The sequence below is a fragment of the Bradyrhizobium sp. 87 genome, from assembly GCF_023073015.1.
GTDB classification, from domain to species: domain Bacteria; phylum Pseudomonadota; class Alphaproteobacteria; order Rhizobiales; family Xanthobacteraceae; genus Bradyrhizobium; species Bradyrhizobium canariense_D.
In genome coordinates this window covers 453,169-465,550 of the sequence record NZ_JADPIQ010000090.1, presented here as the reverse complement: position 1 = coordinate 465,550, position 12,382 = coordinate 453,169, and the positions used below count along the sequence as shown (strand labels likewise).

Annotated in this window: 12 protein-coding genes; 7 read left to right on the top strand and 5 right to left on the bottom strand. The window is 63.5% G+C overall.

The features are described 5' to 3' along the window. Positions 1 to 32 precede the first annotated feature (32 nt). From IVB50_RS24965 to IVB50_RS24945, 5 genes are all read right to left on the bottom strand, one after another. Complete coding sequence (locus IVB50_RS24965) at positions 33 to 425, bottom strand: GFA family protein (RefSeq protein WP_085362164.1); 393 nt, start codon at positions 423 to 425, stop codon at positions 33 to 35. A 7-nt stretch (positions 426 to 432) separates the two neighbouring features. Next, complete coding sequence (locus tag IVB50_RS24960) at positions 433 to 1,179, bottom strand: SDR family NAD(P)-dependent oxidoreductase (protein ID WP_018459249.1); 747 nt, start codon at positions 1,177 to 1,179, stop codon at positions 433 to 435. A 15-nt stretch (positions 1,180 to 1,194) separates the two neighbouring features. Continuing rightward, positions 1,195 to 1,926 (bottom strand): SDR family oxidoreductase, encoded by a 732-nt coding sequence (locus tag IVB50_RS24955; RefSeq protein ID WP_247297562.1) that lies wholly within the window; start codon positions 1,924 to 1,926, stop codon positions 1,195 to 1,197. A 113-nt stretch (positions 1,927 to 2,039) separates the two neighbouring features. Next, a complete protein-coding gene (locus tag IVB50_RS24950) occupies positions 2,040 to 3,869 on the bottom strand; it encodes an IlvD/Edd family dehydratase (protein ID WP_247297560.1) in 1,830 nt (609 codons plus the stop codon). A 122-nt stretch (positions 3,870 to 3,991) separates the two neighbouring features. After that, positions 3,992 to 5,092 (bottom strand): LacI family DNA-binding transcriptional regulator, encoded by a 1,101-nt coding sequence (locus IVB50_RS24945; protein ID WP_247297558.1) that lies wholly within the window; start codon positions 5,090 to 5,092, stop codon positions 3,992 to 3,994. Between the two features lie 202 nt (positions 5,093 to 5,294). Here IVB50_RS24945 and ugpC point away from each other — a divergent pair, with 202 nt between their 5' ends. The 7 genes from ugpC (at position 5,295) to eda (ending at position 12,373) form a co-directional block, all read left to right on the top strand. Continuing rightward, complete coding sequence (ugpC, locus tag IVB50_RS24940; protein ID WP_007592328.1) at positions 5,295 to 6,356, top strand: sn-glycerol-3-phosphate ABC transporter ATP-binding protein UgpC; 1,062 nt, start codon at positions 5,295 to 5,297, stop codon at positions 6,354 to 6,356. 78 nt (positions 6,357 to 6,434) lie between these two features. After that, positions 6,435 to 7,748, top strand: a complete 1,314-nt coding sequence (locus IVB50_RS24935; protein ID WP_018459245.1) for an ABC transporter substrate-binding protein — start codon at positions 6,435 to 6,437, stop codon at positions 7,746 to 7,748. Between the two features lie 66 nt (positions 7,749 to 7,814). After that, positions 7,815 to 8,762, top strand: a complete 948-nt coding sequence (locus tag IVB50_RS24930; RefSeq protein WP_007592324.1) for a sugar ABC transporter permease — start codon at positions 7,815 to 7,817, stop codon at positions 8,760 to 8,762. A 2-nt stretch (positions 8,763 to 8,764) separates the two neighbouring features. After that, positions 8,765 to 9,640, top strand: a complete 876-nt coding sequence (locus IVB50_RS24925; protein WP_007592322.1) for a carbohydrate ABC transporter permease — start codon at positions 8,765 to 8,767, stop codon at positions 9,638 to 9,640. Positions 9,641 to 9,718: 78 nt separating this feature from the next. After that, entirely contained in the window at positions 9,719 to 10,705 is a 987-nt protein-coding gene (gene denD, locus IVB50_RS24920) for a D-erythronate dehydrogenase (protein ID WP_247297557.1), read from the top strand. Between the two features lie 23 nt (positions 10,706 to 10,728). Continuing rightward, on the top strand, positions 10,729 to 11,709 hold the full coding sequence (locus tag IVB50_RS24915; RefSeq protein WP_204510939.1) for a sugar kinase: 981 nt from the start codon (positions 10,729 to 10,731) through the stop codon (positions 11,707 to 11,709). Between the two features lie 13 nt (positions 11,710 to 11,722). Continuing rightward, the gene (gene eda, locus IVB50_RS24910; RefSeq protein ID WP_247297556.1) at positions 11,723 to 12,373 is read left to right on the top strand and encodes a bifunctional 4-hydroxy-2-oxoglutarate aldolase/2-dehydro-3-deoxy-phosphogluconate aldolase; all 651 of its coding nucleotides are present in this window, start codon (positions 11,723 to 11,725) and stop codon (positions 12,371 to 12,373) included. Positions 12,374 to 12,382: the final 9 nt, after the last annotated feature.

Below are 12,382 nucleotides of genomic sequence, written 5' to 3'. Positions count from 1 at the left end.
GGCCGTGACGTGGAGCCTTGGCGCCGGATGAGCTACGTCGGGATCGTCCCGTCATATCGGATCATGCCGTCCTCGATCGTCACCCAGCCCATCTTTTCGCTGACCCAGATGTGCTCGGTGGGCACAAACGCGTTGCGATCGTCGAAGGTCGCCAGCGCAACGCCAGCCAGCGTGCCGTTGCGCCGCCAGGCGAACAGGCGCGTGCCGCAGCGCTTACAGAACACGCGGTCGATGTTCTCGGACGACGCATAGCGCTCGGTGTCGCCCTCGACAGTCAGTGCGCGCTGGTCGAATTGCGCGCGGGCGAAGTAGGGCGAGCCCATCGCCTTCTGACAGATGCGACAATGGCAGATGCGGACGTTGAGCGGCTCGCCCTCCGCCTTGAACCGCACCGCGCCGCACAGACATCCGCCTTCTCGGATCATGGCTGCCTCAATAGGTTGCCCGCCCACCCGAGATGTCGAACACGGCGCCGGTCGAGAACGCGCAGTCCTCGGATGCGAGCCAGCTCACCATCGCGGCTAGCTCTTCCACCAGCACAAAGCGCGCTTTCGGGATTTTCGACAGCATGAAGTCGATATGCTGCTGCGTCATCTGGTCGAAGATCGCCGTCTTCGCAGCCGCGGGAGTCACCGCATTGACGAGAATGTCGTGTGCGGCCAATTCCTTGCCGAGCGACTTGGTCAGCGCGATCAGGCCGGCCTTGGACGCCGAATAATGCGAGGCGTTGGGATTGCCTTCCTTGCCGGCGATCGAGGCGATGTTGACGATGCGCCCGTACTTCTGCTTGAGCATCCAAGGCACGATCGCCTTGCAGACGATGAAAGGGCCGTCGAGGTTGATGCGCAGAACTTTCCGCCATTCCTCGAGATCGGTCTCCCAGACCGGCTTGTTGACGCCGGCGATGCCGGCATTGTTGACGAGGATGTCGATCTTGCCGAAGGCGGCCAGCGTCGCGTCGCGGGCCTGCTCGACGGCCGCGGTATCGGTGACGTCGACCTTGAAGACGCAGGTGTTATCGCCGATTTCCTTTGCCGTCTTCTCGGCCAGGGCTGCATCAAAATCCCAGATCGCGACCTTGGCGCCGGAGGCGACGAAGCGCTGAACAATGGCGCGGCCAAAGCCCTGCGCGCCGCCGGTGACGATGGCGACACGGCCGTTGAGATCGATCTTGTTCATGCCGGGCCTCTGGCGTCAGAGCATGTAGCCGCCGTCGACCACGAGGTCGACACCGGTGGTGAAGGCGCTCTCGTCGCTGCCGAGATAGACCGCCATGGATGCGATCTCGTCGGCGGTGCCGAGCCGGCCCATCTTCTGGCGGGAGACGAACATCTCCTTGCCCTGCGGCCCTTGCGCTGCGGCACGGTCGAGCATCGAAGGCGTCTCGACGGTGCCCGGGCAGATGCTGTTGCAGCGGATGCCCTTGGTGATGAAGTCGAGCGCGACCGCGCGCGTCAGCAGCGACACCGCTGCCTTCGAGGCGCTGTAGACATAACGGTTGGCCGGCGGCCGCAGCGCCGCGCAGGAGGAGATGTTGACGATGCTGCCGCCGCCGCCCGCGAGCATGTCCGGCAGGAAGGCCCTGATGGTCCGGTGCATCGACTTGACGTTGAGGTCGAACGAGAAATCAAAATCCTCTTCCGAACACTCCAGGATGGTGCCGTGGTGCACGAAGCCGGCCGCGTTGAGCAGGATGTCGACCTTGCCGACGCGCTTGGCGAAGGCGTTAACGTCGGCGGTGCTGCGCACGTCGAGCTTGGCGACCTCGGCGATGCCTTCCTTGGTCAGGCTCGCGATGCCGCTCTCGTTGATGTCGGTGGCGATGACGGTTGCGCCTTCACGCGCGAATGCAATGGCGCATGCGCGCCCGATGCCTGCCGCTGCAGCCGTGATGACGGCGCGCTTTCCCTTGAGGCGGTCTGCCATTTGTATTCTCCTCGATTTTCTCAGTGCCGTAGCCCGGATGAGCGCGCGAGCGCGATATCCGGGAGCGGATGTCCCGGGTGTCGCTCCGCTCACCCGGGCTACGTGTTCCTAACTCAGTGATTATCCCGCGCTACGCCAAATGTGCCGGCGACGTTCTGATAGCGCGTAGCGAGCTCCATGCAGGCACCGGTCGACTGCTGGCCGACGGTGTTGCGATAAAGCTCCTGCCACGGCGTCTGGTTCGGCGGATGCTTGAAGCCGCCATTCGCCGCCAGTTCGGCGTGGCGCTTCTTCACCTCGTCGTCGGAGATGAGAATGTTGGCACTGCCCTTGTTCAGATCGACGCGTACCTTGTCGCCGTTTCTGAGGATCGCGAGCCCGCCATTGGCGGCGGCTTCCGGCGAAGCATTGAGGATCGAAGGGGAGCCCGAGGTGCCCGACTGGCGGCCGTCGCCGATGCAGGGCAGGGACATGATGCCGCGCTTGATCAGCGCCGCAGGGGGCTGCATGTTCACGACCTCGGCGCCGCCGGGATAGCCGATCGGGCCGGTGCCGCGAATGAACAGCACGCAGCGCTCGTCGATCTCGAGTGAGGGATCGTCGATCCGCTCGTGATAGTCCTCGGGACCCTCGAACACGATGGCGCGGCCCTCGAGTGCATTGAGATCGGTCGGGTTGCTGAGGTAGCGATCGCGGAATTCCTTGGAGATCACGCTGGTCTTCATGATCGCGGAATCGAACAGATTGCCCTTCAGCACCAGGAAGCCGGCGTCCTTCACCAGCGGCTTGTCGTAAGACCAGATCACGTCGTTGTCGGGTTTTGGCGCATTGGCGCAGTTCTCGCCGATGCCGCGGCCGTTGACCGTGACCGCGTCCTCGTGGATGCGCTTGTGCTTCATCAGTTCGCGCACCACGGCCGGCACGCCGCCGGCGCGGTGGAATTCCTCGCCGAGATAGAAGCCGGCCGGCTGCATGTTCACCAGCAGCGGCACGTCGTGGCCGACCTTCTGCCAGTCGTCGATGGAGAGCTCGACGCCGATGTGGCGCGCCAGCGCGTTAATGTGGATCGGTGCGTTGGTCGAGCCGCCGATCGCCGAATTGATCACGATGCAGTTCTCGAACGCCTTGCGGGTCAGGATGTCCGAAGGCTTGAGGTCTTCCCAGACCATGTCGACGATGCGTTTTCCCGTCTCGTAGGCGATCTGGCCGCGCTCGCGATAGGGGGCGGGGATCGCCGCACAGCCCGGCAGCGAGAAGCCGAGCGCTTCCGCGAGCCCGTTCATGGTCGAAGCGGTGCCCATGGTGTTGCAATGGCCGACCGAGGGCGCCGATGACGCCACGATCTCCATGAATTCTTCATAGTCAATCTCGCCGGCGGCGAGGCGCTCGCGCGATTTCCAGACGATGGTGCCGGAGCCGGTGCGCTCGCCATTGTGCCAGCCGTTCAGCATCGGCCCGCCCGACAGCACGATCGCGGGCAGGTTGACGGTCGCCGCCGCCATCATGCAGGCCGGCGTGGTCTTGTCGCAGCCCGTGGTCAGCACCACGCCGTCGAGCGGATAGCCGTAGAGGATTTCGACGAGGCCGAGATAAGCGAGGTTGCGGTCGAGCGCCGCGGTCGGGCGCTTGCCGGTCTCCTGGATCGGATGGGTCGGGAATTCCATCGCAATGCCGCCGGCCTCGCGGATGCCTTCGCGGACGCGATGGGCAAGCTCGATATGGTGGCGGTTGCAGGGGGAGAGGTCGTTGCCGGTCTGCGCGATGCCGATGATCGGTTTGCCGGACTGGAGCTCGGCGCGGGTGAGACCGTAGTTCAAATAGCGCTCCATATAGAGCGCGGTCATGCCCGGATTATGCGGATTGTTGAACCATTCCTGCGAGCGGAGGTGGCGGCGAGCGCCCTTGCCGGCGGGGGCATGCCCATTGGTTGGTTTTTTTGTCATTGGTTTCTCCTGCAATGCAAACGCACTGGCGTCCGTTTTATGGTATCGGCTTGTGCGATGCCCAACGGCGCGAGCGACGATTTGCCTGCCCGCTGGCGGGTCGTTTCCTCACAAATCCGATACTAGTCATGGCCACTTGGTAACGCTACCATTTTGTTCGCGACGCCCCCGCCTGAAACGGCTGGCCGGTTGTCGGAACGCCGGGCCGACGAGCTTTGCCGCTCGATCACCTTGAAGCCGAGATCGAGCACCGGGTGCTCCGGGCGCCGTCCGTCGATCGCCTCGATCAACATGCTGGCGGCCGTGTTGCCCATCTCGTAGCGGTTGGTGCGCACGCTCGTCAAAGTCGGGACGGCGGAGGCCATGAATTCGAGATCGTTGAAGCCTACGATCGCGATCTGTTCGGGGATCGCGATCTCGCGGCGCCTGCATTCGAACAGCACACCCAGCGCGAGGTCGTCATTGGCGCAGAACACCGCGTCCATGCCGGGCTCCCGCGCCAGGAGATCGGTGAACAGGGCGCCTCCGAGCGTTACCGAGGTCGGAGTCGCCGTGGTGACGACGAGGCGTTGGTCGAACAGTCCGGCGTCTTTCATGGCCGAGACGTATCCGTCGAGCCGGCGCTGCACCCGCGGATCCATCCGTGCGCCGACGAAACCGATCTTGCGGTGACCTTGCGCGAACAGATGCGCAACCGCCGCACGGGCTGCGTCATAGTGCGAAAAGCCGATCATCATGTCGATCGGATTGGGTCCGATCTCCATGATCTGCACGATCGGGCAGTCGGCGGCATCGAGCATTGCGCGCGATTCCGTGGTCTGGTCGATGCCGGTGACGATCAGCCCGGCCGGCTTCTGCGCAAGAAACAGCCGCAGCAGCTTCTCCTCCTGGAGAATACTGTAGCGTGTGTTGGACAACTGGATCGAGTAACGGCTGTTTTCGGAGGCGTCGTAGATGCCGCGTAGCACGTCGGAGAACACGTTATTGGTCAGCGACGGAATCAAGACACCGATCACCTCGGTGCGCTGCGAGGCCAACGCGCGCGCCGCCAGGTTCGGCACATAGCCAAGCTCCCTGGCCGCGCTTTCGACCCGGGTCCGTTTGGCCACCGACAGCGCCTCGGGATTGCGGAAGAAGCGGGACGCTGTGATCGGGCTTACGCCGGCGAGCTCGGCGACTTCCGCCAGCCGGATTTTGCCTGACTTGGTGCGGTTTCGACCCATTTGCTGCTCTTAACACACTCACTGTCGCAAACAAAGGAACGTTGACAGCGCTACCAGCACGGACTAACCAAAGACAAATTGCCAAAACCGCGCAAACTGCCGACAATGTCGCCCGCTAAGGTTGGGCTTCGTTCGGTGAAGTCTGAAAAAACAAGACGGTCGCGGCGCGAGATGCGTCGTGGACTTTCGAGGAGGGAGCTAGATGTCGTCTGTGCAAATCCGCGACGTGCGGAAATCGTTCGGCAATTTTGAAGTCCTGCACGGCGTTTCGATTCCGATCGAGGACGGCCAGTTCGTCGTCCTGGTTGGTCCCTCCGGCTGCGGCAAGTCGACGCTTCTGCGCATGCTCGCCGGTCTCGAGAACATCACCTCAGGCACGATCTCGATCGGCGACCGCGTCGTCAACAATGTCCAGCCCAAGGAGCGGGACATTGCGATGGTGTTCCAGAACTACGCGCTCTATCCGCACATGACGGTCGGCGAGAACATGGGCTTCTCGATGAAGCTGCGGGGCGAGAGCACCGAGGAGATCAACAAGCGCGTCAAGCGCGCCGCCGAGATTCTGGCGCTGTCGCCGCTGCTCGAACGCTATCCACGCCAGCTCTCTGGTGGCCAGCGCCAGCGCGTCGCCATGGGCCGCGCCATCGTGCGCGATCCGCAGGTGTTCCTGTTCGACGAGCCCTTGTCGAACCTCGACGCCAAGCTGCGCGTCGCGATGCGCACCGAGATCAAGGAGCTGCACCAGCGGCTGAAGACCACGACGGTCTACGTCACCCACGATCAGATCGAGGCCATGACCATGGCCGATAAAATCGTGGTCATGCATGACGGCATCGTCGAGCAGATGGGTACGCCGCTCGAGCTCTACGACAAGCCCGAGAACCAGTTCGTCGCCGGCTTTATCGGCTCGCCGTCCATGAACTTCCTGAAGGGTCATGTGCGGGTCAACGGCGTTGCGACCTTCGAGGGGCCGAATGGCGTCAAGCTGCCGCTCAGGAACGCGCCGGCGGCGTCCGACGGGCGTCCTGTCGTTTACGGCGTGCGTCCCGAGCATTTCACCATCGCTGACGACGGCGCCGATGCCGAGATCGTCGTGGTCGAGCCGACCGGCTCGGAAACGCAGGTGTTTGCGAAGCTCGGTGGTGAGCAGGTCGTCGCAGTCTTCCGCGAACGTCACCAGTTCAACCCGGGCGACAAGGTCAAGCTGAAGCCCGATCCTTCCGTGATTCATCTGTTCGACGAGGCGACGGGCAAACGCGTATAGCGACGCCAAAGAACTGCCAAGCAGAACTGCCCCAATACAAGACGACCCAATACAAATATAAAATTTAGGGAGAGAACGATGAGCGATTTCGACAGGCGAAGTGTGCTTAAAGTCGGTCTGGGCGGCGCGGCGCTGCTGGCCGGCCCGGGCATTGTCCCGGTACGCGCGGCAGAGTGGACCAACACGCCCGAGCCGAACGCTTCCATCCGCGTCTTGCGCTGGAAGCAGTTCATTCAGGCCGAGTTCGACAAATTCGCCGAGCAGACCAAGGCGTTCTCCGAGAAGACCGGCGTCAAGATCAAGCTCGAGGCCGAGAGCTGGGAGGACATCCGCCCCAAAGCCGCGGTCGCCGCCAATGTCGGCGCCGGTCCCGACCTGATCATCGGAACGCTCGATGATCCCCACAAATTCCCGGAAAAGCTGATCGACATGACTGACGTCGCCGACTATCTCGGCGCGCAGTATGGCGGCTGGTACCCGGTTGCCGAACGCTACGGCAAGAAGGGCAACAGCTGGATCGCCATTCCGCAGGGCGCGACCGGCGGCTGCCTGAACTATCGCGTTAGCCACGTGAAGGCCGCCGGCTTCGATGAATTTCCCAAGGACACTGCCGGCTTCCTCAAGCTCTGCCAGGCGCTGAAGAAGAACAACACGCCGGCCGGCTTCGCGCTCGGCCACGCCACGGGTGACGCCAACGGCTGGTGCCAGTGGGCGCTGTGGGCCTTCGGCGGCAAAGTCGTCAATGAAAAGAACGAGGTCGTGATCGACTCGCCGGAGACGATCGCCGCGCTCGAATACGTCAAGCAGCTCTACGAGACCTTCATCCCCGGCGTGCTGTCGTGGAACGACTCGAACAACAACAAGGCGTTCCTCAACGGCGAGCTCAGCCTGACGCTGAACGGCATCTCGATCTGGACCGTCGGAAAGAACTCGACCGATCCGAAGCAGCAGGAGATCGCCAAGGACATGAACCACGCGCCGATGCCGATCGGTCCGGTCGGCGTGTCGACCGAGCAGCAGAACGTGCTGGTTTATTACGGCTACAAGCACTCGAAGTATCCGAAGGCGGTCAAGGAATACATCAAGTTCATGATGGACAAGGCGAACTACGACGCCTGGGAGGTCTCCTCCAACGGCTACGTGTCGCCGCCGCTTCCGGCCTACAACGACAACCCGGTGTGGACGTCGGATCCGAAGATCACGCCGTATCGCGACTGCCTGAAGCGCTGCCGCGACAACGGCTATGCCGGCGATCTCGGCTATGCCTCGGCCGCCGTGATGGGCGACTTCGTCGTCGTCGACATGTTCGCCGAGGCGGCGTCGGGCTCCGTGACGCCGAAGGCGGCAGCCGCACGCGCAGCCGAGCGCGCCAAGCGCTACTATCAGGTCTGATCAGCTCCAATCTACGCGGCGTCCGGTTCGCCGGACGCCGCGACTTTTCGTCGAGGGGAATCCGACATGGCAGTTATGGCCGAGTCCACTGTCGCGCAGGCCAAGCGCAGCAGCTTGTGGACCAGAGCATTCGAGAGCCGGCATTTCCTCGGCGCGATGTTCATGGTGCCGGCAATCGCCATCCTCATCCTGTTTCTGGCTTACCCGCTGGCGCTGGGCTTCTGGCTCGGCATGACCGACACCAAGATCGGCGGCGCCGGGCGCTACATCGGCTTCCAGAATTTCGTCTCGCTGGCGAAGGACTCAGTGTTCTGGCTTTCGGTGTTCAACACCATCTTCTACACGGTCGCCGCCAGCGCGGTGAAATTCGCCATCGGCCTTTACCTGGCGCTGCTGCTCAACGAGCGGCTGCCGATGAAGTCGATGATCCGGGCGATCGTGCTGTTGCCCTTCGTCGTGCCCACGGTGCTCTCTGCGATCGCGTTCTGGTGGATTTATGACAGCCAGTTCTCGATCATCTCCTGGGTGTTGATCAAGGCCGGCCTGATCACGCGCTATATCGATTTCCTTGGCGATCCCTGGAATGCGCGCTGGTCGGTCGTCGCCGCCAATATCTGGCGCGGCGTTCCTTTCGTGGCGATCACGCTGCTGGCGGGATTACAGACCATCTCGCCCTCGCTCTATGAGGCCGCCAATCTCGACGGCGCCACCAATCTGCAGCGCTTCCGCCACATCACGCTGCCGATGCTGTCGCCGATCATCGCGGTCGTGATGACGTTCTCGGTGCTGATGACCTTCACCGACTTTCAGCTCATCTACACCATCACGCGGGGTGGGCCGATCAACTCCACCCATCTGATGGCGACGCTGTCGTTCCAGCGCGCTATCACCGGCGGCAATCTGGGTGAAGGCGCGGCGATCTCGAACGCGATGATTCCGTTCCTGGTCGCGGCGATCCTGCTCAGCTTTTTCGGGCTTCAGCGCTCCCGCTGGCAGCAAGGCGGGAGGGACTGACCATGACCACAGCGGACGACCAAAGCGTCGGAATGGACTACCTCGAGAGCTTCCCGCGGAAGTTTTTTCGGGTCTACCTTCCGCTCGGCCTGATCATCTTCTTCCTGCTGTTCCCGTTCTACTGGATGGCGGTCGCGACGTTCAAGCCGGACGCGGAGATGTACGACTACGAAAAGTACAATCCGTTCTGGATCGTGCATCCGACGCTGGAGCACATCAAGAAGCTGTTCTTCGACACCGACTATCCGCTCTGGATGTGGAACACCGTGATCGTCTCGGTGTCCTCGACCTTCATCTCCCTGTTCGCCAGCGTCTGCGCCGCCTATGCGATCGAACGCCTTCGCTACAAGGGCTCGCGCTATGTCGGCCTTGCGATCTTCCTCGGCTATCTGGTGCCGCCCTCCATTCTGTTCATTCCGCTGGCGGCGATCGTGTTTCAGCTCGGGCTGTTCGACGGCAATTTGGCGCTGATCCTGACCTATCCGACCTTCCTGATCCCGTTCTGCACCTGGCTCCTGATGGGCTATTTCCGCACCATCCCCTATGAGCTGGAGGAGTGTGCGCTGATCGACGGGGCGACGCGGCTGCAGATTCTGATGAAGATCACGTTGCCGCTTTCGCTGCCGGGCGTGATCTCGGCGGGCATCTTCGCCTTCACGTTGTCCTGGAACGAGTTCATTTACGCGCTGACCTTCATCTCCTCGTCCGAAAACAAGACGATCCCCGTCGGCGCGATCACCGAGCTCGTCAATGGCGACGTCTACCACTGGGGGGCGCTGATGGCGGCGGCTCTGACCGGCTCGGTTCCCGTAGTTATCCTTTATTCCTTCTTCGTGGAGTATTATGTGTCGGCGATGACCGGCGCCGTGAAGGAATGATCGCGGAGCCTGCCTCGAGAGCGCGCCAGGACGAATCGCCGAAATCGGCGCGTTCCGGCCAATAAAAGGAGTAGGCTCTTGCACATTCTGGTTCTGGGCGCCGCCGGCATGGTCGGCCGCAAATTGTGCGAACGGTTGTCGCGCGACGGCCGGCTCGGCAAGAGCGACATCACCAAGCTGACCATGCATGACGTGGTCGAGCCGAAGGCGCCGGAAAGAGCCGGGTTTGCCGTCGAGACCGTGTCGAGCGATTTCGCCGTGCCGGGTGCGGCCGAAAAGCTGATCGCCGGCCGTCCGGACGTGATCTTTCATCTCGCCGCGATCGTCTCGGGCGAAGCCGAGCTCGATTTCGACAAGGGCTACCGCATCAATCTCGACGGCACGCGAATGCTGCTCGATGCCGTCAGGCTTGCAGGCGGCGGCTACAAGCCGCGCGTGGTCTTCACGTCCTCGATCGCGGTGTTCGGCGCGCCGTTCCCCGATGCGATCGGCGACGAGTTCTTCCACACGCCGCTTCTGAGCTACGGTGCGCAGAAGGCGATCGGCGAATTACTGCTGGCCGACTATTCCCGCCGCGGCTTCCTCGATGGCATCGGCATCCGCCTGCCGACCATCTGCATCAGGCCCGGCCTGCCCAACAAGGCGGCATCGGGCTTCTTCTCCAACATCCTGCGCGAGCCGCTGGCCGGCAAGGAAGCGGTTCTTCCCGTGTCCGAGGACGTCCGCCACTGGCATGCCACGCCGCGCTCCGCCGTCGGCTTCCTGCTGCATGCCGGCACCATGGACCTCGCCGCGGTGGGGCCGCGCCGTAATTTGACCATGCCGGGCCTGTCGGCGACGGTTGGCGAGCAGATCGCTGCGCTGAAGCGCGTCGCCGGCGACAAGGTCGCCGCCCGCATCAAGCGGGAGCCCGATCCCTTTATCGTCGGCATCGTCGGCGGCTGGCCGCGCAACTTCAATGCAAAGCGGTCGCTCGAGCTCGGCTTCACCACTGCCGAGAAGACTTTCGACGACATCATCCGCATTCACATCGAAGACGAGCTCGGCGGCAATTTCGTCGCCTGATCTCTGACTGAGCGGGTAAAGTGATGGCGAGCGTTGCTTGCATCGGCGAATGCATGGTCGAGCTCCGGCAGGCCCAGGGTGGACAATCCGCCGGACCTTCCAGCGGGCAGGGCGGGGGCCTCTACTCGCGTGGATTCGGCGGCGACACCCTCAACACGGCCGTTTACCTCGCGCGGCTCGAGGTCAAGGTCGATTATTTCACCGCGCTTGGCGACGATGCCCTGAGCGATGAGATGATCGCGGCCTGGACTGCGGAGGGCGTCGGCACGAGGCGCGTCGCGCGGCTGCCCGGCAAGCTGCCCGGCCTCTACATGATCCAGCTGGATACGAAGGGCGAGCGCCAGTTTTTCCACTGGCGCGACAGTGCGGCGGCGCGCCAGCTGATGAATCTGCCGGAGACGGACGATCTCCTCAACTCGCTGATGAGCTACGACATCGTCTATCTCTCTGCGATCACGCTCTCGATCTACGACACGGCTGGGCGCGAGCGCCTGCTCGCGGCGATCAAGCGCGCGCGTCTGCTTGGCACCCGCTTCGTGTTCGACACCAATTTTCGCGCGCGGGGATGGCCGGATCGTGAGGTCGCGCGCGAGGTGTTTTCAGCGGCCTTCGCGGCAGCCGACATCGTGCTGACCTCGACCGAGGATCTGCTCGCTCTCTATCCCGGCGAAAGCCACGAGCAGTTGATGGCGCGCATCCCAAGCCCCGAGCTGGTGTTCCGGCTCGCCGAGCCGGTCAGCCTGCTGCGCTTTCCCGGGGGGCCCTACGAGGTCCGCGCAGAGCCCATGACCAAGCCCGTGGTCGACACCACCGCGGCCGGCGACAGCTTTGCGGCGGCCTATATCGCGGCACGGCTCGCCGGTTCCGACCCGGTCGAGGCCGCGCAGGCCGGGCACCGCCTCGCCAGCCTCGTCATCTGCTATTCCGGCGCCATCATTCCGGGTTATGCCATGCCGCCGAAGAAACGGCATCGGCCGGCGACCACGCGTCAAGCGACCAAGTGAAACGAAAGCCAAGATGACCACGACTGCCCAACAGAACCACCTCGCCGCGCTGTTCAAGGCCGCGACTGTCATTCCCGTCCTCACCATCGAGCGTATCCAGGATGCGGTGCCGCTGGCGCGTGCGCTGGTGGCCGGCGGCGTCCGCACGCTGGAGGTGACCATGCGTACCCCTGTTGCGATCGAGGCGGCGAGGGCGATGATGGCCGAGGTGCCCGAGGCGGTGGTCGGCATCGGCACGATTCTCAATCCGGCCGACTTTACCAGTGTCGAGAAGCTCGGCGTTGCGTTCGGCATCAGCCCGGGCTTGACCCCGGACCTCTTGAAGGCCGCCACCCATAGCTCCTTGCCGTTTGCGCCGGGTATCGCCACGGCCTCCGAGCTGATGATGGCGCTGTCCTACGGCTTCGACATTGCAAAATTTTTCCCGGCCGAGCAGGCCGGCGGCATCAAGGGGCTGCGCTCGCTGGGTGGGCCGTTCCCGAACGTGCGGTTCTGCCCGACCGGCGGGGTCGGCGAGGCCAATGCGGCAACCTGGCTCGCGGAGCCCAATGTGGTCGCGGTCGGCGGTTCCTGGCTGTGCCCGACGGCGGAGATCAGGGCCGGGAACTGGGCCGGCATAACTGCCATCTGCCAGCGCACCCTCGAGGCCCTTAAACCCGCGTGAAGTCTTGCC

Coding starts and splice junctions, on each gene's coding strand:
- IVB50_RS24960 (WP_018459249.1), bottom strand. CDS start 1,179: ATGAACAAGATCGATCTCAACGGCCGTGTCGCCATCGTCACCGGCGGC.
- IVB50_RS24925 (WP_007592322.1), top strand. CDS start 8,765: ATGACCACAGCGGACGACCAAAGCGTCGGAATGGACTACCTCGAGAGC.
- IVB50_RS24915 (WP_204510939.1), top strand. CDS start 10,729: ATGGCGAGCGTTGCTTGCATCGGCGAATGCATGGTCGAGCTCCGGCAG.
- IVB50_RS24945 (WP_247297558.1), bottom strand. CDS start 5,092: ATGGGTCGAAACCGCACCAAGTCAGGCAAAATCCGGCTGGCGGAAGTC.
- IVB50_RS24935 (WP_018459245.1), top strand. CDS start 6,435: ATGAGCGATTTCGACAGGCGAAGTGTGCTTAAAGTCGGTCTGGGCGGC.
- IVB50_RS24955 (WP_247297562.1), bottom strand. CDS start 1,926: ATGGCAGACCGCCTCAAGGGAAAGCGCGCCGTCATCACGGCTGCAGCG.
- eda (WP_247297556.1), top strand. CDS start 11,723: ATGACCACGACTGCCCAACAGAACCACCTCGCCGCGCTGTTCAAGGCC.
- IVB50_RS24930 (WP_007592324.1), top strand. CDS start 7,815: ATGGCAGTTATGGCCGAGTCCACTGTCGCGCAGGCCAAGCGCAGCAGC.
- ugpC (WP_007592328.1), top strand. CDS start 5,295: ATGTCGTCTGTGCAAATCCGCGACGTGCGGAAATCGTTCGGCAATTTT.
- IVB50_RS24965 (WP_085362164.1), bottom strand. CDS start 425: ATGATCCGAGAAGGCGGATGTCTGTGCGGCGCGGTGCGGTTCAAGGCG.
- IVB50_RS24950 (WP_247297560.1), bottom strand. CDS start 3,869: ATGACAAAAAAACCAACCAATGGGCATGCCCCCGCCGGCAAGGGCGCT.